The sequence below is a fragment of the Natronolimnohabitans sp. A-GB9 genome (assembly GCF_030848565.1).
Lineage (GTDB): Archaea > Halobacteriota > Halobacteria > Halobacteriales > Natrialbaceae > Natronolimnohabitans.
The window spans coordinates 209,038-233,874 of the sequence record NZ_JAVDDV010000006.1 but is presented as its reverse complement, the minus strand read 5'-3'; the positions used below and the strand labels follow the sequence as shown (position 1 = coordinate 233,874).

Genomic DNA, 24,837 nt, shown 5'->3' with positions numbered 1-24,837 from the left:
CCTTTCCTGTTTCATTTGCCGACGGTCCGTATTCCGGAAATGTCCGTCGACCACGATACGCCCTCAGTCGACAGCTCCTCGAGGTCGGCCGGCGTCCCGAAGACGTAGATCGTATCACCGGCTTCCAGGGGTTCGTTGTCCGCTGGCAGCGAGTGAACGTCTCCGTCGCGTTCGATCACCAGCACGGTTCCCGGTAGCCAGCCGACGAACTCGCGCTCGAGTGGACCGCCCTCCTCGACCGTCCAAACCGCGACCGTCTCGTCCGCGCCGCGGATCGCAGAGAGCAAGGCAGGGCCGCCGCTCGGCGGTTCGGCTCGCGTCGTAAGCTGGTATCGATCGCCGGGAGCGAACGCCTCGGCGTCGGCAGCGTCGACGACCAGCGTCGTCACGGAGTCCGTGCTCGCTCGTAGCCTCCCTGTCGCGACGAACCGACGCGAATCGCCGTCGGTCGTCCAGACCTCGATCGGATCGCCCACACTCGCCCGCGACGGTGGATCACCGGCGATCGCCACGGCGACGCGATTCGGTCCCAGCGTGGGCGCGATCCCGTCCCGTCGATCGCCGACCGCGAGAGCATCGAGCGTGCCGTCGGCAGCGAACTCGGCGTCGACGTAGCCGACGTCGAAATCCGTCTCGAGTCGTGTCTCGAGTCTGGACCGCAACGCCGCCGTCGTGAACCCGCTGGGGAACAGCAACCGCCGACCCGCGAGTTCCTGCTCGATCGTCTCGTCGACCGGGGGGTAGCCCTCGACGTCGTCGATCGATTCGGGGAGTGTGAGTGCGACGGAGAGGCGAGCCGATCGAAGACGATCCGCGACCCTCCCGTCGGTCTCGAGCGGGCGGGTGTCAGCGACGGCACACGCAATCCGATCACCGAGCCGTCGGCCGCCGGTCGCAGCGACGGTTCCGGCGGCGACGACGCCGAGTACGAAGAGCGCGCCAGTGTAGTGTTCCGGTGGCGACCCAGCGACGAACTCACCGCGACCGACGGCCAGAACGGTGAGCCATCCTACGGGCCCGGCGAGACCGACGAGTGCGGCCGCTCCGATCGGTAGTTCCCGGACCGTGACCACACGATAGGCGAATCCGGCGACAAGCGTGATGGCACCCATCAGCAACCCGTAACCGAGGATCGCGAGCAACGCCGTCCGCGTCCACTCGAGCGTCCTCGAACCGTCGACCGTACCGACGGTTCGCAACGGGTCGGTCGCGGCGAGGGCCTCGAGTACGACTGCCGACGTCATGCTTTCACCTCGAGTGTCCTTCGGTCCGTGGCGTCTGGCTCGGGAGGAAGCCCGCTGCCGTCGGTATCGAGGACGAACGCCTCCACGCCGGGGGAGAGGGTGGCTGGCTCGGGATCGAACGTCCACTCGGGATCGGCCATCGAGGTGGCTGCTGCCGTGTCGTTCCGAACCGCGAACACCTCGAGCGTGGTGTCGTCGCTCTCGACCGCGTCCAGTAGCGGTTCAGTCAGCGTTATCCGTCGAACGACCGTTCCGTCCCGCTCGAGCAGCGATATCGCGTCGAGCGTCGGCGTCGATTCGGACGGAACGACGACGAGGCGCGCCTGCGTCGCCTCGAGAATCGGCTCCGCGTCGGTCGTCGGAACGGCGACCGTGGCTCGTCCCTTACCGCCCACCGAGCACGCCATAGATGGGGTAACCGCTTCGCAGGGCTCGGAGCCAGGGGTCGTATCGAGGACGGTCCCCTCGACGGTCACCGACTCGGTCACGACCAGCACGTTATCGCCCGGCCCGAGCCCCGTTGGAAGGAGTGTCCGAACCGATACGGCACGCCGACTCTCGGGAACTCGCTTTGCGACACGCCTCGACGGCGGCGCGGCCGTAATCGTCGCTCGGCCTCGGGCGTCGACGGCGACGGTCACCGCCTCGAGGTCGTAGGTCGTCCGCAGCCTGTCCTCGAGACGCGCCTCGAGTTCCGAGAGGGGTAGATCCGCCGGGAGTCGCCAGACACCGTCCGCAAGCGTCGCCCGGAGTTGTGGGTCGAGTGGTGGATACCCATCGAACTCGCGGATGCGATCGCCCGTACGTATCGTCACCTTTCCCATCGCATCGACCGCATCGATCGCGTCCGCCGAGAGCGATCGGCCGCGCTCGAGTGGTGCCGACGGCGTCAGCGGGAGTTCGGTCGCGAGTCGCCACCCCAGACGACCGGCGGCGACACCGACTGGCCCGACGACGAGCGCCGCCAGCGTAAACCGAATCGAGGCCGTCGACAGCGGATCGGCAGCGAAGACACCGATTCCATAGCCGACAACGCCGGCAAGTACCAACCCAAGCGATACGGAGACAGTGTCGGGCAGTCGCCGTCGCTCGAGGGCAGCGAGGGCGATCGCCACAGCAGTGACGACGACGCCAGCTAACACGGCGAGTAATAGGCCGAAGGAGACCCCGAGCAGTGATTCGTACGAGACTGTCTCCATCGCTCATCCGATCCTGCCGGCTGGTGATACTGCCGGACAACACGATGCACACTCCGATCGCACTCGAGACGCTGTCGCGTTCCGCGACAGGCGCCGAGGCGCGATCGGGTGTGTATTGATTGTTGTCCGGTAGTATGAGTCGTCGTCGTTCGGTGCAGGCTTCAGTCGAGTCCGACACATAGCGTCGTTCGTCCCCGCTTCCGACTTAAACTACAGCACGAGAGTTCTAGTAGCAATACGAGTGAGCGCTTCGCGTGAGCTTCGTACTCGGACGCGGCGACGAACTGACGGCCGGACCGGCGGCCCGACTCGGACAGTACCGGGCGCTCGACGGGAGCGAGGGAGCCGACCTCTATCTCGATCTGGACGGGCCACACGCCGTCCTCGTCGTCGGCAAGCGCGGCTACGGAAAGTCCTACACTGTCGGTGTCATCGCCGAGGAACTCGCACGCTCGAGGGGCGTCGCGCCGGTGATCGTCGATCCGATGGGCGTCTTCGGAACGCTCGCCGAGACAGCAGCGGGAGAGTCAGTTCCCGTCGAGGTCGTCGACTCGCCGACGGTTACGCCGGCGGCGCTGGATCCGCGGTCGTGGTGTGCGTTGCTCGATCTCTCGCCCGAAAGTGGGGCCGGAAGCCTCGTCTGGCAAGCTGCGACGGAGGCAGAGACGGTCGCCGGCATGCGAGCACACGTCGAATCGACCGACGCTCCCGACGCGGACAGGCGTGCTGCGGTCAACCACCTGGCGCTTGCCGCTTCCTGGGGCGTCTTCGATCCTGACGGTCTCTCAGCGGTCGACCTTGCCGGATCGGAAGCGACAGTCGTCGACGTCTCCGGGCTCGAGGCCAGACCGATGAACGCCGTCTGTCGCGGCGTCGCCGAGGCGGTGTACCGGGCTCGTGTCCGCGAGACGATCGATCGGCTGCCGTGGTTGCTCATCGACGAGGCCCACACGTTCTTCGATGGGATCGCCGAATCGTCCCTTCGACGAGTTCTGACGCGCGGGCGCGCGCCTGGAGTCAGCCTCGTCGCCGCGACCCAGCGACCGAGTGCCGTCCCACCGGTCGGTATCTCCCAATCGGATCTCCTCGTTTCCCATCGACTGACGTCGGCGGCCGACCTCGAGGCCCTCGAGCACGCTCAGCCGACGTATATGAGCGGATCGCTGGAGACGCGGCTCCCGACTGATTCCGGCGACGTGGTCATCGTCGACGACGCTACCGAGACGGTTCACGCGGCACGGATCAGAAACCGTGACACACCACACGGCGGTGACAGCCCGCGGGCAAGCGACTTCGTCGAGACAGGACGCGAGGCGGCGACGGACGAACACGGTCGAGACGACACCGACTCCGGGTTTAAATGAGAGGAGGGTAGAAACGGCGACATGACCGAAAGAGAACGGCTCGAGCAACGACTCGCAGCCCTCGAGCGGACCGTCATCGACGGCGACGGAACGGTCGACGAACTGGCTGAACTGGCTGAACTCGCCGGGACCGTCGAACGCCTCGAGTCGCGGATCGACGAACAAGAGCAGCGACTGGCGCGAGTCGAAGCGCGAGCGGAGTCGCTGACGGGGTTCGTCGACGACGTCGAATCGGTCAACAGGGACGTCGAGCGGCAGGCCGCCGCGGCCGTCGCAACCGTCGATCGCCTCGAGCGCCGACTCGACGACCTCGAGCGAGCGGATTCGATCGATAGCGACCGCTGTCGTGACAGGCAACTCGCCGAAGCGACAACGGGGGCGGGTGAGTCCGCAGCGAGGGAGAACGGGTCCGTGACGCCGGAGTCGACGGTTGCGGAGATCGTCGGCAGCGAGGACGAAAACGGCGACGGGGACGAAGCAACGGCCGGCATCGGGAACTCTGACGGCGACGAGACGGCCGAGTCGACGGGCGTTATCGCAACGATTCGGAAGACACTCCCGTGAGTTCGAACGAGTCGATGGGCGTTCCGTCCGGTTCGCGGATCTCGCCTACGAGACCGTTCGCACCGTCGTCTGCCTCGTCGTCTCGTTGCTCGAGAACGGCAAAGCCTGGCCGGTTCCCGCGCGGGTCGGCGTGGCTGCCGGGATTTACCAACAGAGTGTCCTCGGTTTCGATCACGGTCGGACGATGACTGTGACCGAAGACGACGACGTCGGCATCACGCGAGCGCCCGAACATCGCCAGCCCCATCTCGCCGCCGTCCCGGCGGTGAGTGACGGCAAGCCGGATGCCACCGGCCTCGACGACGCGGCCCGTCGGCAGTCGATCCCGGACGGCCCCACTGTCTGCGTTTCCGTGGACGGCGTAGAGACGGTTACACTCCTCCTGGAAGGCCTCGAGGGCGACCGTGCTCGTGAAATCTCCCGCGTGGATGACGGTGTCGGCCTCGCGGGCCGCCTGCAGGGCCTCGCCCTCGAGTTCGTGACCACTCGTACTGTGTGTATCCGAGAAGATCGCGATCATACCGGCGGCTACAGGCTGCAGGGTGACGTCGCTTTCGTCATCGTCGTCGGCTCGGGACGCACTCGACCACGTGTCGAGTGCGAATCGTCACCGCGTCGCGTCGCTGTCGTCGTAGCCCGCGACGACCGTCGCTCCCGGCGGACAGTCGGAAAGCGTCGCCGTCACCGTTGTCTCCTCGAGATCGACGGTCGACTCGAGTGGCTCCCAGCCGTCGTTGTCGACGGCGACCGCGACGTCGGTCGGACTCGCGCCGGGCGGCAATCTGGAGGGGTCGTACACGAGTGCGATCCGCATCGCCTCGAGCGCCTTGAGCTCGTCGAGAGCGACGAGATCGACGGGGTCGGCGAGGGCGTCGACCGGCGGTTCGCGCCCGCTTTTCGCGAGCCCGAACTCGTCGGGGACGACGCCTGCGACGACGGCGACGCGGGCGCCGACGTGCTCGAGTGTGTGTTCCGCGACGTTACTCGAATCGTACCCGGGGATGGCCATGTTCGGTTGCAGGTCCCCGAAGGGTTTGTCGTCTGAGCGTGCGATAGCCGGCCGTGGAAATCGACTCTCGTCTCGGGTCCCTCGAGCGTGACCGACCGATGGGTACGAGTGGACGCCGGCAGGTGGGTGAACCGAGACGAACCCTTTTATCGGATCGGGAACTGATCGTCTAGCGTGTCCGAGACAGCCGGGTACATGCGCTTTTTCCCGTACGATCAGCCGTACGAGAATCAGCGCGAGGCGATGGATCGCATCCACAACTCGCTCACTCGCGGCCAGGACGTCCTCTTCGAAGGGGCCTGCGGGACCGGCAAGACCCTCTCGTCGCTCGTGCCGGCACTCGAGGTCGCCCGTGAGCAGGACAAGACGGTCGTCATCACGACCAACGTCCACCAGCAGATGCGCCAGTTCGTCGCCGAGGCCCGGGCGATCACCCGCGAGGAGAACGTTCGCGCGGTCGTCTTCAAAGGAAAAGGGTCGATGTGTCACATCGACGTCGGCTACGAGGAGTGTCAGGCGCTTCGTGACAACACCCGCGCGATCGTCGACACCGAGCGCGACAAACGCCAACTCGAGCGCCGCCAGCGGGAACTCTTAGCGGAGAGTCAAGACGGCGACGGATCGGCAGCCGACGCTCGCAGCGCCGTCATGGACGAACTCGAGTCGATCGAGGACCGACTCGAGGATCTCGAGGAACAGAACGTCTGTGACTACTATCGGAACAACCTGACCGCGGATACTGACGAGTTCTTCGCGTGGCTCTTCGAGGACGTTCGCACGCCCGAGGAAATCTACGAGTACGCCGAGAGCCAGGAGTTCTGTGGGTACGAACTCCTGAAAGAGGGGATCGAAGGCGTCGATCTGGTCGTCTGTAACTATCATCATCTGCTCGATTCGACCATTCGAGAGCAGTTTTTCCGCTGGCTCGGCCGCGATCCCGAAGACGTCATCGCGGTCTTCGACGAGGCCCACAACGTCGAAGATGCCGCCCGTGAACACGCCACCCGGACCTGCTCCGAGCGCACCTTCGACTCCGCGCTGGACGAACTCGCGGAGACGGACGATCCCCGATCCGAAGACGCTGCAAACGTCCTTTCGGCGTTTCACCGCGCGCTCGTCGAGACCTACGAGGACTCCTTTGGGTTCGGGGATCGCGCGGCGCAACGCGGCGCGGATAGCACGAGCGGCCGCGGGCCGCGAGCGCGCGAGCAGATCGGCGAGAACTGGACCGACGTCCCCATCGCCAACGACGACCGTCGTGACGACTTGACACTCGAGTTCCTTCAGCGCTACTCCGGACAGGGGATCGACGGCGACCTCGAGGCCGCGATGAAACTGGGCCAGGAGCTAGACGAAGAGTACGAGGAGGCCTACCGGGAGGGAGAGACCGCGACGCGAACGGAGTGTCAGACCCTCCAGGCCGCAGCCTTCGTCAGTGCGTGGATGAACGACGGAGCGAAAGAGGGGCTGTACCCCGTCGTCTCCGTCACCCGCGACGCCGGCACCGACGAGGTCTACGGCCGCGCGGAGCTGTATACGTGTCTCCCACGACAGGTCACCGGCCGGCTGTTCGAGGAGGTGTACGCGACCGTCCTGATGAGCGCCACGCTCCAGCCGTTCGACGTCACCGAGGACGTACTCGGTCTTGAGAATCCGGTGACGATGGCTTACGGGCTGCAGTTCCCCGAGGATCGTCGGCGGACGTACGCCGTCGAGACGCCGCCACTCTTTTCGTCCGATCGAGACGATCCGGCCGTCCAGGAGACGGTCGGCGAAACGATCCACGACGCCGTTCGGATGACCCCCGGCAATACGCTCGCTTTCTTCCCCAACTACGCCGAGGCCGAACGCTACGCCGACCGACTCGAGCGCCGGGCCGACGCGACGGTGTATCTCGACGAGCCGGGCGTCGCCGTCGAGGACCTGCGCACGGAGTTCGTCGCTGACGACGACGCGGTCCTCTGTACGTCGCTGTGGGGAACTCTCGCGGAGGGCGTCAGCTTCGACGGCGACGACGCCAACACGGTACTGGTCGTCGGCGTCCCCTACCCCCACCTAGACGATCGGGCAGAAGCGGTCCAGGAGGCCTACGACGCGGCCTTCGAGGGAACCGAGACCGGCTGGCGCTACGCCGTCGAGATCCCGACCGTCCGGAAGACCCGACAGGCGCTTGGGCGAGTCATTCGGTCGCCCGAGGACGTCGGCGTCCGCGCGTTACTCGACAGTCGGTACTCGCGGTCGGCCAAATCGGAACTCGGCCGGTACAGCGTCAACGGTACGTTCCCCCACGAAGAACGCGAGGAACTGATCGACATCGACCCCGAGAAACTGAAGTTCGCGATGCTCAACTTCTACGGCGACCACGACGCCTACGACGGAGAACCGCCGACACCGTAATCCGAGCGGGAATCGGATCAGGAGGGCAGCGAGACCCGGCTCACCGGCAGCTTGTAGGTACCATCCCAGAACTCGAGTTCATTGACGGTCCACCGGATCGGCTCGATCTCGCGGTCGGCCAGTCGTTTGGCGGTCGCTACGTCGCCACCGCGGGCCAGCGTGACGTGTGGAACGTAGTCGGCCCCCTCGAGACCCTCGACGGTCTCGAAGGAGTCGGTGAGGTCGGCGTGTAGCGACTCGAGACCGGGACTCTCGACGGCGAGATAGACGACGGGAGCCGACCCAAGCGGCGGTTCCTCGAAGTAGTCGATACCCGTAATTCGAGCCTCGACGGCCGGCGCACCCTCGAGCGCGCGATGGGCGCGATGCTGGAGCTGGGCGACGTGGTCGGCCTCGCCGAGCCGTTTGAGCAGACACGAGTGGTCCTCGCGGACGCTGTCGAAGCCGACGAGTTCGGGATAGAGCTCGTTGGCGAGCGTACGGACGCGGCCGGGGACCGGAACGTTGACGCTGTACACGACACCGGAGCTAGGATCGATCGACGTATCAGTGTGACGTTCTGCGAGGTCCGTCGTCACCGACGGGTTCGTGATAAAATCGTCTCGCCGGAGGGTGCCTGCTCGACGGTCCGACAGGCTTTAGAGCCGATCGAGGAGCCAGAGGGCGACGATCAACGCGACGACGAGCAACAGCAGTGGTGTCAGCAGCCGCGCGATCCAACTGACGAAAATGTCGACGATCTGGAGAGCGAGCAAAATCGCGACCAAACCGAGGACGATCTTCAGGAGAGTTTCGACCTCGAGTTCGCCACGCGTATCGGACATACAGTCACGTTCCCGTGACCGTATGAAAAATAAACCGTTTCTCGAGTCGGAAAGACCTATTTGCTCGGCTATAACATGTGAGTACGATGAATGTGAAGGGGCCGCGGGCCCTGTTCTGGGTGCTCGTGGGTATCGGGTGTGTGCTCGCGGTGCTTTCGGTCGGCTCGATCGCGATCGTCGCTGGTGGGGTCGGCGGAGCAGCAGCACAGGAAGCCCCCGATACCGAAACCGAGATCGACCGACTTGACGACGCAGACGATATCGAGATCGACGTATTCGTCCACGAGAACGAATCGGCGACGTTCGTCGTCGACTACCGCTTCGAGAACGACTCCGATGGCACGTGGGACGAGTTCCGAGAAGACGTCGAAGCGAATCCGACGACGTACGCCGACAGCGAGACGGATCGATGGAACGACGAACTCGCCGAGGGGGAGAACGCAACCGAGCGGGAAATGGAGATCAGAAACGTCGACGTCGAGACTGACACGAGTTCCGCGCCTCGAGATCTCGGCCACGTCGTGGTGACGTTCGAGTGGGATTCGTTCGCATATCGGCAGCTGAACCGTATCGAGGTCGAGGACACCCTCGCCGGCTTTTCGCTGCCCCACGACACGTCGTTTACGGTGTTCGCGCCGGAGGGGTACACCATCGACGAGGTCGAGCCGACACCCGAAAGCGGCGACCCAACGAGCGATGCGGAGGACGGCGAACTGGCGTCGGTCCAGTGGGGCGGAAACGGGGATCCGTTCTCGTCGACGTCGCCGACGATCGTCATGACCGAGGAGCGCAACGACACGGGAGAGCCGACCGAGGACGAAGAGGAAACGCCACCATCGATGCCCTGGCTGATCGTCCTGGCGGCACTCGCTTTTCTCGCGACCGTCGGTGCCGCTGGCTGGTGGATCAAACGAGACGGCCGGACGACGTCCACGACGCCATCACCCAACGGCGGAGCGACGGCGACGGTAGAAAACGGTTCGGCCGGCGACGACGAACCGCCTGCGGAACTACTCAGCAACGAGGAACGCGTCCTGCGACTGCTCGAGGAACGTGGTGGACGGATCAAACAGCAGGCGGTCGTCTCCGAACTGGACTGGACCGAGGCCAAGACGAGCCAGGTCGTCAGCGGCCTGCGCGAGGACGACGAGGTCGAGGTCTTCCGGATCGGTCGCGAGAACGTGTTGGCCCTACCGGACGAGAGCGAGGACGGAGCCGACGACGAAGAGTAGATCGACGCAAGACTGACCGGAGACCGCGGAAAGCGCGATTCAGCAGGATTTAATACGGAGGGTTGGCATAGGGCTACCAATGAGTCATACCGTCGGCACCGCAGGCGCCACTTCGGCTACCGACGGGATTGTTCTGTCGCGACGGCGACGGCGACGGCGGGGCCTTTGAGCCCGCCCACTATACTACACCTCTCGTCCCGGTTCGTTCCAACGATCCAGAAAATGCAGAATTCACAGCTAGCAGCGGCTCTATCGATAATTTACGTATTTGAAACCAACGGGCTTAAGTCCATCCTCGCGTTTTCCTCGCATACGATATGACCCGCGTGGCACTTGCGTTTTCGGGCGGCCTGGACACGACTGTCTGTGTCCCGCTGCTCGAGGAAGAATACGGATACGACGACGTCATCGGTGTGACCGTCGACGTCGGCCAGCCGGCCTCGGAGTTCGAAGAGGCCGAAGAGACTGCCGAAGCGCTCGGCCTCGAACACTACGTCGTCGACGCCAAAGAGGAGTTCGCACAGCTCTGTCTCGACAGCGTTCGCGCGAACGCGACCTACCAGGGCTACCCGCTCGGGACGGCGCTGGCTCGTCCCGTGATCGCCGAAGCGATCCTCGAGGTCGCCGAAGAGCAGGGCTGTACCGGTATTGCCCACGGCTGTACGGGCAAAGGCAACGACCAGCTCCGGTTCGAGGCTGTCTGGCGTGACTCCGATCTCGAAGTGATCGCCCCCGTGCGCGAACTGGGCCTGACCCGTGAGTGGGAACAGGAGTACGCCGCGGAGAAAGACCTCCCCGTCGAGGGTGGTAGCGGTGGCGACTGGTCGATCGACACGAACCTCTGGAGCCGTTCGGTCGAGGGTGACGACTTAGAGGACCCGAGCTACGTCCCGCCGGAAGACATCTACGCCTGGACCCAGGCACCGACCGGCGACACCCAGGAGATCGAGATTACCTTCGAGGAGGGCTATCCCGTCGCCGTCGACGGCGTCGAGTACGAGCCCGTCGAACTCATTGAACATCTAAACGGCGTGGCCGGGGCCTACGGCGTCGGCCGCACCGACTCGATGGAAGACCGCATGCTCGGGCTGAAGGTCCGCGAGAACTACGAACACCCAGCGGCGACGACGCTGCTCAACGCCCACGAGGCGCTCGAAGGGCTCGTGCTCACCCAGGAAGAACGCGAGTTCAAGCAGCTGATCGACCAGCGCTGGTCGAAGAAAGGGTACGAAGGGCTGGTCGACGCGCCGCTCGTCGGTGCCCTCGAAGGCTTCATCGACGAGACCCAAAAGCGCGTCACTGGAACGGTGACGATCCGCTTCGAAGGTGGCCAGGCCCGCGCGGTTGCTCGTGACAGCGACTACGCAGCCTACTCGGCCGAGCACGCGTCCTTCGACACGGAGACGGTCGGAAAGATCACCCAGGAGGACGCCACCGGTGTCGCGAAGTACCACGGCTTCCAGCGCCGCCTCGCCAACGAGGCGATCGCGGCCAACGAAGACGAGGAAGTCGAACTCGCGACCGACGGACGCGGCGAGGACGAGTAACGATGACCGAGGAGAGCGCTCACGACGGTCCGTCCGAATCCGCGTTCGCAACTGACGGGAGCGGGGAGGGCGTCGTCCGGCGGGACCGCTTCAGCGGCGGCCCCGCCCGGAGCTTCCTCTCCTCGCTCGAGGCGGACGAACGGATCTTCGAGGCCGATCTCGAAGTCGACCGCGCACACGTCCTCATGCTCGCCGAACAGGGCATCGTCGACGACGACGTGGCAGGGCAGATCCTCACAGCCCTCGATGCTATCGAGGTCGACGGCCACGGTTCGCTGCCCGACGGCGAGGACGTTCACGAGGCTATCGAGACGGCCGTCATCGAGCGCATCGGCGAAGACGGCGGGAAGATGCATACCGCACGCTCGCGCAACGACGAGGTCGCGACGTGTATCCGCTACCGACTGCGCGAGGACGTCCTCTCGGCCATCGAGACGACGCTTGCCCTGCGCGAGTCACTGATCGAGGTGGCCGAGGACAACCGAGAGACGATCATGCCCGGCTACACTCATCTCCAGCCGGCCCAGCCGACCACCGTCGCTCACTGGGCGCTCTCCTACGAAGGCGCCGTCCGCCGCGATACGGCACGGCTGCTCGAGGCCTACGGCCGAATCAATCGGTCGCCACTCGGCGCCGCCGCGTTCGCGGGGACGACGTTCGATATCGACCGAGAACGCACCGCCGAACTGCTTGGCTTCGAAGACGTCGTCGAGAACTCGATGGACGCCTCCTCGAGCCGGGATTTCCTACTCGAGACGATCCAGGCGCTGTCGACCCACGCGACGACGCTGTCCGGACTGGCCGAGGACGTGGTCATCTTCGCGAACCGCGGTTTCGTCGATCTCGACGACGACTACTCCTCGACGTCGTCGATCATGCCCCAGAAGAAAAACCCGGATACGCTCGAACTCGTCCGTGCGGTCGCAGGCGACGCCGCGGGCGCGGTCCAGGGCCTGACGACGACGCTCAAGGGACTGCCCCGCGCGTACAACCGCGACCTCCAGCGGGCGACGACCCACGCCTGGGAGACCGTCGACGCCGTGACGGAGGCCAGCGAGGTCGCCGCCGGCGCAGTCGCGACAGCCGACTGGAACGAGGATCTGCTGGCTGAGGAGGCTGGCGAGGGCTTCTCGACGGCGACCGGCGTCGCCGACCTGCTGGCCGCCAACGGGCTGCCGTTCCGAACGGCCCACGAGCTGGTCGCCGAGGCAGCGGAGAACGGTGCTGACTACGACGCCCTCGAGGCCGCAGCCGAGGACGTCCTCGGCGAACCGCTCGAGTCGCTGGTCGATCCGGAAGCGGTCGAAGACGCACTCGACCCGGCTGAAAGCGTCGCGAGTCGCGACTCCCAGGGTGGTCCCGCTCCCGACGCGGTCGCCGACCAACTCGAGGCGGCCCGCGTGGCGCTTTCGACCGACAGGGACGACTTCGAGGAGACCAGCGAGGCACTCGAGGCGGCCCACGACGTGCTTCGCGAGGAGGTGAACGACTATGTCTGAGTGCTCCCGAGGATTCGTTTCTCGGTTACCACGATCACGCTCACCGTCTGGGGGCGAGAGGTGCCACTGCGGGCGAATTCGACCGCGGGCCTTGCGGCCACGGTCCCCGCGAGGGGACAAATTACCCACTACATGATATGTCAAACTGAATTCGCGGTACGTGGGCGTCAGTGGTCCATTAGCTGACGGTGCAGATAATATAATTTTACTGTTAAGTTCGAAGGCTTTAAGGGAGACCGGCTCCCAGTTAGAAACACAATGACCGAATGCGTCGAGTGTGGGGCGGAAGTGTCCCTGCACGACGATCTGGAAGTGGGAGAGATCGTTGACTGTACGACCTGCGGCGCCGAGCTGGAAGTCGTCGACACCGAGCCGCCAGTCCTCGAGCGAGCCCCCGAGCTCGAAGAGGACTGGGGTGAGTAACCTTGAAAGTAGGAATACTCTACTCCCGGATCCGCAAAGACGAGAAGCTCCTGTTGAACGAGCTGCGCGAGCGCGACCACGAGGTCGAGAAGATCGACGTCCGCAAGCAGACCTTCGACATCAGCGAGGCCGCCGAGGCCCTGGCTGACCTCGACATCGTCGTCGACCGCTGTCTCGCCACGAGCCGGAGCCTGTACGCCACGCAGTTCTTCGAAGCGTACGGGATCCCCGTGGTCAACAGCCACGAGACGGCCGACGTCTGTGCGGACAAGGTCAAGAACAGCCTCGCACTCGAGAAAGCGGGCGTGCCTACGCCCGCGACGAAGGTCGCGTTCACCAAAGAGACCGCGCTAGAAGCCATCGAGGAGTTTGGCTACCCCTGCGTTCTGAAGCCGGTCGTCGGCTCGTGGGGACGCCTGATGGCGAAGATCGACTCCCGCGACGCGGCGGAGGCGATCTTAGAGCACAAGGCGACGCTCGGCCACTACGAGCACAAGGTGTTCTACGTCCAGGAGTTCGTCGAGAAGCCCGGACGGGACATCCGCGTGGTCGCAACCGACGGCGAGCCCGTCGCCGCGATGGTTCGCTCTTCGGACCACTGGATCACTAACGCCGCGAAAGGCGCCGAGACGGACGTCTTCGAACTCGACGACGAAGCGCGAGAACTCGTCCAGAAGGCAAGCGACGCCGTCGGCGGCGGCTTACTCGGCATCGACCTCATGGAGACGGAAAGCGGCTACACCGTCCACGAGGTCAACCACACCGTCGAGTTCAAAGCCTTAGACGGTGCCGTCGAAACGGATATCGCCGGTACCGTCGTCGACTGGCTCGAGGAGAAGGCGGCTGCCGAGGCTGACGCCGAACTCGAGGTGAGCGCCTGATGGCGGTCGGTACCGAAACCGGCGCCGACGAGAACGCCGAGACGGTCACCGCGACCGTCATCGGCGGCTCGGGCTTTACCGGCGGCGAGTTGCTACGACTGCTCGCCGGCCACCCGAACTTCGAGATCAGTGAAGTCACCAGTCGCTCGAAGGCTGGCAAGAGCGTCGGCTCCGTCCATCCGCCGCTTCGTGGCGCGGACCTGCGCTTTACCGAACCCGAGGACATCGAGTCGGTCGACGTCCTGTTCGCGGCGACGCCACACGGCGTCTCGATGGGCCAGATCGACGACTTCTTCGAGATCGCGGATACGGTCGTCGATCTCTCGGCGGACTTCCGTCTCGAGACCGAAGACCAGTACGACGAGTGGTACGACGGCCACGACGCGCCCGAGTACTTAGAAACGGCCGAGTACGCCCTCCCCGAGATCAACCGTGAGAACCTCGAGGGCGCCGAACTGATTGCCAGCGGCGGCTGTAACGCCACCGCGACGATCCTGGGCCTGTACCCGCTGTTCGAGCACGACATTCTGGAGGGTGGCGAACAGGTCGTCGTCGACGTCAAGGTCGGCTCCTCGGAAGGAGGCGCCGGCGGCGGCGAGGCCTCGAGCCATCCCGAACGCTCGGGCGTCGTCAGACCCTACGCGCCGACAGGCCACCGCCACGAGGCCGAAATCGAGCAGTTCCTCGGGACGAGTGTCTCGTTTACGTGCCACGCCGTAGATATGATTCGCGGCGCCAGCGCGACGAGTCACGTCTTCCCGTCGGGGCCGGTCTCGAAGGGCGACCTCTGGCAGGCCTACCGCGGCTGCTACGAGGACGAGCCGTTCGTCCGGATGGCCGCCGGCGGTTCCGGGGTCTACCGCTACCCCGAGCCGAAGGCTGTCTCCGGAACGAACCTCGCCGAGGTCGGCTTCGAGCTCGATCCATCGAACAAGCGCATCGTCGTCTTCTCGGCGATCGACAACATGATGAAAGGATCGGCCGGGCAGGCGGTCCACGCCGCTAACATCGCACTCGGCCTCGAGGAAACAGCTGGACTCGAGTTCGCGGGGCTCCACCCCGTGGGGGCGCCGTAAAATGACCGTCGTGGTCAAGATCGGCGGCGCACGCGCCGTCGATCCCGAAGGCGCGCTCGCCGACGTCGCCTCGCTCGTTGACGAGGACGAGGACGTCGTCCTCACCCACGGCGGCTCGACCGCCGTCGACGAGACCCTAGAAGAGCTCGGCAAGGAACCGACCTACGTCGAGACCCCCGGCGGAGTGGTTGGGCGCTTTACCGACGAAGAGACGATGGACGTCTTCAAGATGGTGATGCCCGGCAAACTCAACACGGATCTCGTCGAGTCGCTCCAGAACGAGGGCGTAAACGCGGTCGGGCTCTCGGGCACCGACGGCAAACTACTCCGTGGCAAACGCAAGTCCGCCGTCCGCGTCAAGGAAGACGGCAAAAAGAAGATCAAACGCGGCGATCACTCGGGCACGATCGAGTCGGTCAACGCCGACTTGCTCGAGACCGTCCTCGAGGGCGGCTACACGCCGGTCGTCTCCGTCCCGATGCTGGGCGAGGAGAAAGACGGTGGTTACACCGCCGTCAACGCCGACGCCGACCGCGCTGCTGCAGCTATTGCAGGGGCGCTCGAGGCGGACCTCGTCGTGCTCACGGACGTGTCGGGGATCTACGAGGACCCCGACGACGAGTCGACGAGAATCGACGCGGCCACGACGCCCACGGAGTTCGAGTCGGTCAAAGACGCCGCTGAAGGGTTCATGACCAAGAAGGTCATGGCCGCCGAGGAGGCACTCGAAGGCGGTGCCGCGTCGGTGACCGTCGCGAGCGCAAACGCCGACGAGCCGATCTCGAGCGCGCTCGAGGGCGACGGCACGACGCTCGAGCCCGGCGTGCTCGCAGACGACGAAGCCGAAACGGAAACGGAGGCCGCAGAATGAGTGACCTCGATTTCGTCTCCGGAAGCAAGCCGATCGGCATCGAGCGCGGCGAGGGGCCGTACCTCTACACCGCCGACGGCATGGAGTACATAGACGCAGGAGCGAGTTTCGCCTGCACGCCGCTGGGTCACTCCCATCCTGCGGTCGTCGAGGCCGTCACAGAACAGGTCGAAGACCTGACGTTCGTCGACTCCTCCTATCCCGTCGACTCACGCGAGGACGCCTACGCTTCGTTCGTCGCGTCGACGCCCGACGAACTCGAGGGCGCCTGGTTCTGTAACTCCGGAACCGAGGCCAACGAGGCCGCACTGAAGTTCGCCCGGTCGGCGACCGGCAACTCGAAGATCGTCGCCGCGACCCGGGCCTTCCACGGACGGACGATGGGCTCGCTCGCGGCGACCTGGAAGGACAAGTACAAGAAGCCGTTCGAGCCCCTGGCCGGCGACGTGGAGTTCGTCCCCTACGGCGACGGCGAGGAACTCGCCGCGGCCGTCGACGAGGAGACGGCGGCCGTCATCCTCGAACCGATTCAGGGTGAGGGCGGGATCAACGTCCCGCCGGAAGGCTACCTCGAGACCGCCCGCGAACTCACCGACGAAGCCGGTGCGGCGCTCGTCTTCGACGAGGTCCAGACCGGCATGGGTCGGACGGGATCGATGTGGGCCTGCCAGAACGCGGGCGTCACGCCCGACGTCCTCACGACGGCGAAGGGACTCGGGAACGGCCTCCCCATCGGCGCAGTCGCGGTACAGGACTGGATCGCCGACGGTGCGGCATCACACAACGCCACGTTCAGCGGCGGCCCCGTCGTCACCGCGGCGGTCCACGCGACGATCTCGACGCTCGTCGAAGAGGAGTGGCCCGCCCACGCAGCCGAGATGGGCGACTACCTCACGACTGAACTCGAGACAGCCCTGGGAGATGAGGTCCGCGAGGTTCGCGGCGAGGGGCTGCTCGTCGGCGTCGAGTTGAAACGCGGCGCGAACCGCGTCGCCCGTGACCTGGCGATGAACCACCAGGTTCTGGCACTGCCCGCGGGCCGGACCGTGTTGCGACTGCTGCCGCCGCTCGTGATCGACGAAGCCGAGGCGGACAAGCTCGTAGACGCGCTACGTGCGACCATCGCACCTGAGACGGAAGCCGAAGCCGAATCATGAGCACGACGACGGAGCACGACGTCTCGCTCGAGGAGGCCCGCGAGTTGCTCGTCGACCTCGTCTCGATCCCCTCGCCGACCCGCGAAGAACGCGAGGCGGCCAAACGGCTCGTCGACTTCTTCGAAGCCCACGACCGCGAGGCCTGGATCGACGCGGTCGGCAACGTCCGCGCGCCAGCCGACGACTCGGTCCTGTTGACGTCACACATCGACACCGTCCCGGGAGACATCCCCGTCGAAGTCGAAGAGACGGGTGACGACGAGATTCTCTGGGGCCGTGGCAGCGTCGATGCGACGGGACCACTCGCTGCGATGGCCGTCGCTGCCGTCCGTACGGGCGTCTCCTTCGTCGGCGTCGTCGGCGAGGAGATCGACTCGAAAGGCTCGCGCTACCTCGTCGACGACCGCGAGACGGCCCCAGAGGCCGTCGTCAACGGCGAGCCCTCCGGAGCCGACGGGATCACGCTGGGGTATCGTGGCCTGATCGCCGGCACCTACGTCGCGACCAGCGAGTCCGGCCACACCTCCCGGCCGGACCCGAACGCGATTCAACACGCCGTCAACTGGTGGTCGGCCGTCGAGGACCACTTCGAAGGCGGCGAGTACGAACCCGTCTTCGAGCAAGTGACGACCAAGCCGGTCGACATAGAGGGCGGCGTCAGCGAAGACGGCCTCTCCGTCGAGACGACGATGGACGTCCAGCTTCGGGTCCCACCGTCGCTCGACGTCGAAACCGTCCGTGAAGCCGCAGAGGCCGAACTCGAGGTCGGAACCGTCACCTGGAAAGACAAGGTTCCGCCCGTGATGATGAGCCCGCGAACGGAGGTCGCACGCGCGTTCCGCGTCGCCATCCGAAAGGAAGGCGAGGATCCGCGCCTGGTTCGGAAGACCGGCACCAGCGACATGAACATCTACGCCGGGGCGTGGGACTGTCCGATGGTAACCTACGGACCGGGCAACTCCGACCTGGACCACGCGCCCGACGAACGCCTCTCGCTTTCGGAGTTCGACCAGTCGGTCGAGATCCTCGAGCGAGTGGCGACGACTCTGCAAGGAGACGACTCATGACACAGCCAAGGCACTTCCTCGAGATCGACGACGTCACACGCGACGAACTCGAGACGATACTCGACCGTGCAGCGGAGTACAAGCGCGCCCAACACGCCGGCGAGGACCACGAGGACCTCGATGGCCAGACCCTGGGGATGATCTTCCAAAAGCCCAGTACCCGGACGCGAGTCTCCTTCGAGACGGGGATGACCCAGCTGGGCGGTCACGCCGTCTTCCTTGGCGAGGACGACATCCAGCTCGGCCGTGGAGAACCGCTCAAGGACACCTCGAGAACGCTCTCGCGGTACGTCGACGCCGTGATGGCTCGCGTGTTCAAACACGAGAACGTCGAGGTGCTCGCCGAGTACGCCTCGGTTCCGATCGTCAACGGGCTGACCGACGACGCCCACCCCTGCCAGACGCTGGCAGACCTCCAGACGATCCGCGAACGGGAAGGAGGGTTCGACGATGTCACAGCCGCCTGGATCGGCGACGGGAACAACGTCGCCCAGTCGTTTGCCATCGGCTGTGCGATGACCGATATCGACCTCACCGTCGCGACGCCGGAAGGGTACGAGATCGACGAGGCGGTCGTCGACCGTGCCCGCGAACTGGGTGGCGATCCGACGATCACGACCGACCCCGTCGAGGCCGCTGCAGACGCCGATATCATCTACACTGACGTCTGGATCAGCATGGGTCAGGAAGACGAACGCGACGTCCGCATGAACGACTTCGAGGGATTCCAGGTCAACGAGGACCTGCTCTCTCACGCCCCCGAGGCGTCGGTCATGCACTGTCTGCCGGCCCATCGTGGCGAGGAGATCACCGGCGACGTCGTCGAGAGCGACCGCTCGATCGTCTTCGACCAGGCCGAGAACCGGCTCCACGCCCAGAAGGCGCTGCTGAGCTGGCTGCTCGAGTGATCTTCGACGTCGACACAGCGGGTTTTCGATCACCCATGGAGGCGGAACCCACGTCCTTTTTCTCCCTTGCCTCCCTCTCGACCGACAATGAGTCTCAGCCTCTCTGCTGATCAGCCGGCCGTCCCGGCCGTCGCCGACGACGGCGTCTGGCTCGAGTGTATCGAGTGTGGCGAAACGTTCGCTCCCTTCGACGACGTCCGATATACCTGTGACGAGTGTGGCGGCCTGCTCGAAGTCCGCTACGCCGATCTGCCGACGTTCGACGATTTCGAGGGCGAAGGGCAAGGCGTCTGGCGGTACGCCGACGCGCTGCCGTTCGATGCGGGCGTCTCGATTCAGGAAGGTGCCACGCCGCTGTATGAAGTCCCCCGTCTCGAAGACGACATCGGCGTCGAAGCACTGCGAATCAAACACGAGGGGATGAACCCGACGGGCTCGTTCAAAGACCGCGGGATGACCGTCGGCGTCAAAGTCGCCAAAGAACTCGGCGTCGGCCGTCTGGCCTGTGCCTCGACTGGTAACACGAGCGCCGCGCTGGCCGCCTACGGCTCCCGCGGCGGGATGGAGACGCTCGTCTTGCTTCCCGCAGGAAAGGTCGCCGCAGGGAAGATCGCCCAGGCCAGCCTCCACGGCGCCCGCATCCTCGAGGTCGACGGCAACTTCGACGCCTGCCTCGATATCGTCCAGGAACTGGCCGGACGTGGCGAGGCGTACCTGTTGAACTCGCTGAACCCGTTCCGGCTCGAAGGCCAGAAGACGATCGGCCTCGAGATCCTCGAGGGCTTTCTCGCGGACTACGACACCGTTCCCGACCGGATCGTCCTTCCAGTCGGGAACGCGGGCAACACCTCGGCGCTGTACAAGGCGTTTCGCGAACTCGTCCAGGCAGGCGCACTCGAGGCGGAAGACGTGCCCAAACTGACCGGCGTTCAGGCCGACGGCGCGGCGCCGATGGTCGAAGCGATCGAGAACGGCGCTGACGAGGTCCGGCGCTGGGACGACGTCGAGACGCGCGCGACGGCGATCCGGATCGGCAACCCCGTCAACGCACCGAAAGCCCTGCCAGGAATCCGCGAAACCGGTGGCACCGCCGTTTCGGTCTCCGACGAGGAGATCACCGAGGCCCAGCGCGATCTGGCCGGCGAAGGGATCGGCGTCGAACCCGCCTCCGCCGCCTCCGTCGCCGGACTGCGAAAGCTTCGAGCCGACGGCATCGTCGACGACGACGAACGCGTCGCCTGCCTGACGACCGGCCACTTGCTCAAAGACCCCGACGCCGCCGCTGCGGCGGGAAGCGATCCCGAACCGGTGCCGGCCGATACTGAGGGCGTTCTCGAGCACCTCCAGGAGTAGTCCGTCTTCGGGCGAACGACGGTCGCTTCTCGACTGGGTTTCTAATACTGCCGGACAGAACGAGTATGCGTAGTCGCCGCGTCCGTCCGGGAATGCTTTGTAACGTTCGAACGCGGCGTATTGCGATGAACTCGTTGTTAATTTCTAACTATTACCCAATATCTTAAATACTATCACGACCCACAACTCGTTGTGGGAGAGTAATTACCGATGGCTAGTCCCGACTCGACGCCAGTCTGTCCCGAATGTGAGGGTAGATTACGGACCAGAGGTACCGAGACGGTCTGTGAGGATTGTGGACTCGTTTCTGCCGAAGACGCGATCGATCGTGGCCCGGAGTGGCGGTCGTTCGACGACGACGAGACCGATCGGCGCCGGACCGGCGCACCGCTGACGCGGTCGCGACACGATCGCGGGCTCTCGACGAAGATCGGCTACGGCTCCGGCTCGAGCGATGCCTACGAATCCCGTCTCACCGGTCGGAAACGGCGCCAGATCGCCCGCCTTCGCCGCGAGCACAACCGTTCACAGATCTCCTCGAAAGTCGAGCGGAATCAGGTTTATGGCTTCGCCGAGATTCGACGCATCAACGCGTTACTCTCGCTGCCCGACTCCGTTCGCGAACAGTCCTGTGCCCTCTTCGAGTCGGCCCAGTCCGAGGGACTGTTACAGGGCCGCTCGCTCGAGGGGTTCGCCGCCGCGTCGCTGTATGCGACCTGTCGAACGCGGTCGATCGCTCGGACGATCGAAGAGATCACTGCTGTCGCCCGCGCTGACGACGACGAACTCACCGTCGCCTACGACGCACTCAACCGCGAGCTTGGGCTTCCGACGGGTCCGATCGATCCGACGCAGTATCTGCCACGGTACGCCTCGAAACTCGACCTCGAGACGGCCGTCGAAAAACGAGCCCGGGAACACGTCTCGGTCCTCCTTCAGGAGGGTCTCATCGGTGGTCGCAACCCCAGCGGGGTCGCCGCCGCCTGTCTCTACAAAGCTGCCGGCGAGCGCGAGGAGTGGCCGACGGTCACACAGGCCGCCGCAGCCGACGTCGCAGACGTCGCACCTGTGACGATTCGGTCGACGGTGACGAATCTGAAAGAACTGTAGCTCGACAGTGTGACTCGAGGGTGTCGGACGGTTTCGTCGGCGAACCGTCGACCCGAAGTCAGGTCGTTCGAAGGGAGTCCGTACTCGGCTCGTAGACCTCGCCTTTCTGTTTGAGTTTCTCGATCTCGTGTTCGGCCTTTGACTGATCCATCCCGACCTCTTCGGCCCGATCGAGGACGATATCGACCGGCGCCCCCTCGTCGTACTCCTCTTCGATGTCGCTGATCAGCTGTTTTAGGTTCTTGATCCGGTCGCGCTGTGACTTCGAGGTGCCGGCCTCGACGATGTCCGCGTCGAACTCACCGGTTTCGGGGTCGACGCCGATGTCTTGCAGACACGACCGGACGATCTCGATGACCCGCTCGGCGTCGTGTCGTTCGACCGTATCCGACAGCCGCACGCGGGCGCTTGCCTCCGAGAGGCGGACGAGCGCCTCGAGTTTTCGTGCAGTGACCGGGACCGCGGCGTCCTCGTCGGTCCCCTGGGAGCGCAAGTCGACGTAGAAATCCCGGATCGCGTTGCGGGCCTCCTCGGTCATCCGTGGGTGGCAGTTCTGTTTCGCGTAGGCGATGTACTTGCGCAACAGATCGGCATCGATCTCGGGATCGACCTGGTCGGTCATCTCGTCGATCTCGCTCTCGCTGACGTCGGGTTGGTTCATCTGCTCGCGCTGGGTCGTCAACTCGCCCGCGTAGTTGGTGGTGATGATGTGTTCGGCGAGGTTCTTGTCTTTCTCCTCGTCTGGCTGGTCGGTGACCGTAAAGATCAGATCGAACCGCGAGATCAGGGCGGGCTCTAAATCGATCTGCTCGCTGATTGGTTCGTAGTGGTCGAAGCGGCCGTACTTGGGGTTCGCTGCACCCAGCAGCGAACAGCGGGACTTGAGGGTGGCGTTAATTCCTGCCTTGGAGACCGAGATCTTCTGTTGCTCTAAGGCCTCGTGCATGGCCGAGCGGTCCTCACTGCGCATTTTGTCGAGTTCGTCCACCGCCGCAATTCCTTGGTCGGCGAGGACGAGTGCGCCGGCCTCGAGGGTCCACTGCTGACCGTCGCCGAAGTCGTCGCGAACCGCAGCCGCGGTAAGCCCGGCCGAGCTGCTACCCTTACCGGACGTGTATACAGAACGAGGTGCGATGTTCTGAATGTATCCCAGCATCTGGGAGTTATGCGAGATGATGCTATTGGAAACGTAGTTGTGCGTCCCTTTGATCTCGAGGTCGTACACCCAGTCGTAGTCGGGTTCGAGGGTTTCGATCGAAGTGATCCGGTCGATATCGACGGTTCCGGTTGCCATCGCTGTTCCACCGTCAGCGAAGACAGGGTTCGTTTCCTCCCCTGGCTGTCCAGTCGAGTCCGTCTCCGTCGGTGTAATAGCGACTCGATCACCGACCGAGAGGTCGTCGGCACGAACGGGTTGGAAGGACATGGAATCACGAACGAACAGCGGATGCGACGGCGTCGTCTCGAGTTCGCGACCGCTCGAGGTCCGAACCTGATACATCCGATCTGGAGCCTCACGCTTCCAGACCTTGGTCGCCCGCTGTGAAGCGATCGATCCGTCGTCGTGCAGCGACGGCACTTCGAGGTCGATCTCGTCGTACCAGCCGTCATCGATCGGTTTCGGATCGTCGAGATTCGATTCGACGATATCGCGAATCGGGACGTCACGGCCATCCGCGAGAGTGACCTTCGTGTCTCCGTGAACGCACTTACCGGTACCCGGATCCCCGATAAGCAGCATATGCAGGTCCCCGCGGATCCTCGAGCCGTCGGGTAACTCCTTTGTGACCCCCGAGAACAGCTGGAGGATCATCGCGAGTTTCTCCTGCTCGTAGCCGTAGATGGAGGGTGCGATGGAACCGACCATCCGCTCGTAGATGTCGTCGCTCGAGGACAGACGGACGATCTCCGCTTTGTCCTCGTCGGTGATGTCCATGTCTTCGAACTGCTCTTCGTCGATGTCGACGGACATCCCCTCCATGTAGAAGTCGAAGACGGGGGATTTCTCCTGCCCGTCGGTCTGTTGCTCGAGGCGGAGCACGCCGGTGGCGGAGACGTGGTCGCCGGGAGTGACCTCGCCGGTAATGTCGTCCTCGACGTGGACGTCGAGAGACTGTGGGGTCTCCCCGCCGCGCAGGCCCTCGGGGCTCTCCTGGATACGGAGCTTCTGGGCGTCGACGAACTCGGACTGATCGAAGTTGACGCGGAAGGGACCCTGGCGCTCACAGCCTTGACACTCGTGGGGCTCCTGGAAGTCACCACTCGATTGGGGAACCCGCGTCAAGGTGCCACAGAGCTGGCACTCGAAGGCGGCCTCCTCGATCTTCGGACGGACGTCGGTGGCCTTCCGGACGATGCCCCGGACCTGGACGAGCGAGTTCATGTCGTGGGCACGGATCTCCCGGATCTCGGGGGACTCGGTCTCCGGGAGGTTTCGAACCCGGACGTGTGCCTGGCCCAGGCTGACGTCGATCGGAAGGTCGTACAGTCGCAGCGCTTCCTCGGCGTAGCGCTGGAGCTGTTCGGGCTGGTTCAGGAAGTCGTCGGCGAGGTCCGGATCGTATCGGTAGAGATCCTGCCAGTCGACGTGAAGCGAACGCTGTTCGTTGGGGTATCGCTGCGCAAGCTGCTTGATCTCGTTGTCGTAGTAGTTGCGGAAGAACTGCTCGAACGCGTCGACGAGTTCAGAATTGCCCGCTTGCGCCATTGCACTGTCGTAGGGGCGCCACGAGGTATAAATGTGGGCAAAGCGGCCCGAAACTGAGACGGTCTGTCGTCGTTGCCCGCCGATCGCCGACCCCGTGTGGCGATCGACGGGAGATCGGGACAGCAGTCCGGCTGCTCTGTCGACCTCGAGGTCCAGCGGGTCGGTCGTCGAGTACGCGTCGCTCACCGCTGACGAGTCACTCGAGGGAAGCACCGAGAAACCGAACGGACTGCAAGAGGCCACGAGACGCCGTCCGTTCGAACGGCTCCGGCGATTCACGCCGGAGACACACGCCGGATTCCTGTATTCCGTGTTCGCGTGGCCACGACTCGAGAATCGAGGTCCACAATTATGTACCTATGGCCAATCTGTTTTGGTATCGAACGACGAAAGTACGGAAATCGG

General features: G+C 64.8%; 22 protein-coding genes. 15 read left to right on the top strand and 7 right to left on the bottom strand.

Features of this window, described 5'->3' with window-relative positions; translation table 11 throughout:
• Nucleotides 1-11: 11 nt before the first annotated feature.
• Together RBH26_RS10685 and RBH26_RS10680 are read right to left on the bottom strand one after the other, a co-directional pair.
• On the bottom strand, nt 12-1,244 hold the full coding sequence (locus RBH26_RS10685; protein WP_306758247.1) for a hypothetical protein: 1,233 nt from the start codon (nt 1,242-1,244) through the stop codon (nt 12-14).
• Nucleotides 1,241-2,443 carry a hypothetical protein gene (locus RBH26_RS10680; RefSeq protein ID WP_306758246.1) on the bottom strand — a complete coding sequence of 401 codons (1,203 nt, stop codon included), beginning with the start codon at nt 2,441-2,443 and terminating at the stop codon, nt 1,241-1,243. Before RBH26_RS10680 ends, RBH26_RS10685 begins: the two co-directional genes overlap by 4 nt.
• Nucleotides 2,444-2,697: 254 nt before the next feature.
• Between RBH26_RS10680 and RBH26_RS10675 the strand changes: the two genes are divergently transcribed.
• A complete protein-coding gene (locus RBH26_RS10675; protein WP_306758245.1) occupies nt 2,698-3,807 on the top strand; it encodes a DUF87 domain-containing protein in 1,110 nt (369 codons plus the stop codon).
• 21 nt (nt 3,808-3,828) lie between these two features.
• Nucleotides 3,829-4,371 (top strand): hypothetical protein, encoded by a 543-nt coding sequence (locus RBH26_RS10670; protein WP_306758244.1) that lies wholly within the window; start codon nt 3,829-3,831, stop codon nt 4,369-4,371.
• Here RBH26_RS10670 and RBH26_RS10665 read toward each other — a convergent pair.
• On the bottom strand, nt 4,340-4,891 hold the full coding sequence (locus RBH26_RS10665; RefSeq protein ID WP_306758243.1) for a metallophosphoesterase: 552 nt from the start codon (nt 4,889-4,891) through the stop codon (nt 4,340-4,342). The genes RBH26_RS10670 and RBH26_RS10665 overlap by 32 nt on opposite strands.
• 87 nt (nt 4,892-4,978) lie before the next feature.
• Nucleotides 4,979-5,380 carry a hypothetical protein gene (locus RBH26_RS10660; RefSeq protein ID WP_306758242.1) on the bottom strand — a complete coding sequence of 134 codons (402 nt, stop codon included), beginning with the start codon at nt 5,378-5,380 and terminating at the stop codon, nt 4,979-4,981.
• A 195-nt stretch (nt 5,381-5,575) separates the two neighbouring features.
• On the opposite strand from RBH26_RS10660, the gene RBH26_RS10655 reads away from it, so the two are divergent.
• The gene (locus tag RBH26_RS10655; RefSeq protein ID WP_306758279.1) at nt 5,576-7,777 is read left to right on the top strand and encodes an ATP-dependent DNA helicase; all 2,202 of its coding nucleotides are present in this window, start codon (nt 5,576-5,578) and stop codon (nt 7,775-7,777) included.
• 17 nt (nt 7,778-7,794) lie between these two features.
• Here the strand turns inward: RBH26_RS10655 and RBH26_RS10650 are convergent, their stop codons facing one another.
• Complete coding sequence (locus RBH26_RS10650) at nt 7,795-8,295, bottom strand: 2'-5' RNA ligase family protein (RefSeq protein WP_306758241.1); 501 nt, start codon at nt 8,293-8,295, stop codon at nt 7,795-7,797.
• A gap of 120 nt (nt 8,296-8,415) precedes the next feature.
• Nucleotides 8,416-8,601, bottom strand: a complete 186-nt coding sequence (locus RBH26_RS10645) for a hypothetical protein (protein WP_306758240.1) — start codon at nt 8,599-8,601, stop codon at nt 8,416-8,418.
• An 86-nt stretch (nt 8,602-8,687) separates the two neighbouring features.
• On the opposite strand from RBH26_RS10645, the gene RBH26_RS10640 reads away from it, so the two are divergent.
• The 12 genes from RBH26_RS10640 to RBH26_RS10585 all read left to right on the top strand — a co-directional run bounded on the left by RBH26_RS10640 (nt 8,688) and on the right by RBH26_RS10585 (nt 21,725).
• Nucleotides 8,688-9,833 carry a hypothetical protein gene (locus RBH26_RS10640; RefSeq protein WP_306758239.1) on the top strand — a complete coding sequence of 382 codons (1,146 nt, stop codon included), beginning with the start codon at nt 8,688-8,690 and terminating at the stop codon, nt 9,831-9,833.
• Between the two features lie 317 nt (nt 9,834-10,150).
• Complete coding sequence (locus RBH26_RS10635; RefSeq protein WP_306758238.1) at nt 10,151-11,380, top strand: argininosuccinate synthase; 1,230 nt, start codon at nt 10,151-10,153, stop codon at nt 11,378-11,380.
• Nucleotides 11,381-11,382: 2 nt separating this feature from the next.
• Nucleotides 11,383-12,879, top strand: a complete 1,497-nt coding sequence (gene argH / locus RBH26_RS10630) for an argininosuccinate lyase (RefSeq protein WP_306758237.1) — start codon at nt 11,383-11,385, stop codon at nt 12,877-12,879.
• Nucleotides 12,880-13,137: 258 nt separating this feature from the next.
• Entirely contained in the window at nt 13,138-13,302 is a 165-nt protein-coding gene (gene lysW / locus RBH26_RS10625) for a lysine biosynthesis protein LysW (RefSeq protein WP_005554620.1), read from the top strand.
• A 2-nt stretch (nt 13,303-13,304) separates the two neighbouring features.
• On the top strand, nt 13,305-14,183 hold the full coding sequence (gene lysX, locus RBH26_RS10620; protein WP_306758229.1) for a lysine biosynthesis protein LysX: 879 nt from the start codon (nt 13,305-13,307) through the stop codon (nt 14,181-14,183).
• A complete protein-coding gene (gene argC, locus RBH26_RS10615; protein ID WP_306758228.1) occupies nt 14,183-15,259 on the top strand; it encodes an N-acetyl-gamma-glutamyl-phosphate reductase in 1,077 nt (358 codons plus the stop codon). Before lysX ends, argC begins: the two co-directional genes overlap by 1 nt.
• Nucleotide 15,260: 1 nt before the next feature.
• The gene (locus tag RBH26_RS10610) at nt 15,261-16,130 is read left to right on the top strand and encodes an acetylglutamate/acetylaminoadipate kinase (protein ID WP_306758227.1); all 870 of its coding nucleotides are present in this window, start codon (nt 15,261-15,263) and stop codon (nt 16,128-16,130) included.
• Entirely contained in the window at nt 16,127-17,287 is a 1,161-nt protein-coding gene (locus RBH26_RS10605; RefSeq protein ID WP_306758226.1) for an aspartate aminotransferase family protein, read from the top strand. Before RBH26_RS10610 ends, RBH26_RS10605 begins: the two co-directional genes overlap by 4 nt.
• The gene (locus RBH26_RS10600) at nt 17,284-18,354 is read left to right on the top strand and encodes a [LysW]-lysine hydrolase (RefSeq protein ID WP_306758225.1); all 1,071 of its coding nucleotides are present in this window, start codon (nt 17,284-17,286) and stop codon (nt 18,352-18,354) included. The genes RBH26_RS10605 and RBH26_RS10600 overlap by 4 nt, the downstream gene beginning before the upstream one ends.
• Entirely contained in the window at nt 18,351-19,262 is a 912-nt protein-coding gene (gene argF / locus RBH26_RS10595; RefSeq protein WP_306758224.1) for an ornithine carbamoyltransferase, read from the top strand. The genes RBH26_RS10600 and argF overlap by 4 nt, the downstream gene beginning before the upstream one ends.
• Nucleotides 19,263-19,349: 87 nt before the next feature.
• Nucleotides 19,350-20,615: a threonine synthase gene (gene thrC, locus RBH26_RS10590; protein WP_306758223.1), complete on the top strand. Its 1,266-nt coding sequence runs from the start codon at nt 19,350-19,352 to the stop codon at nt 20,613-20,615.
• A 210-nt stretch (nt 20,616-20,825) separates the two neighbouring features.
• Complete coding sequence (locus RBH26_RS10585; protein ID WP_306758222.1) at nt 20,826-21,725, top strand: transcription initiation factor IIB family protein; 900 nt, start codon at nt 20,826-20,828, stop codon at nt 21,723-21,725.
• Between the two features lie 58 nt (nt 21,726-21,783).
• Here the strand turns inward: RBH26_RS10585 and RBH26_RS10580 are convergent, their stop codons facing one another.
• Nucleotides 21,784-24,432 (bottom strand): ATP-binding protein, encoded by a 2,649-nt coding sequence (locus tag RBH26_RS10580; protein ID WP_306758276.1) that lies wholly within the window; start codon nt 24,430-24,432, stop codon nt 21,784-21,786.
• Nucleotides 24,433-24,837: the final 405 nt, after the last annotated feature.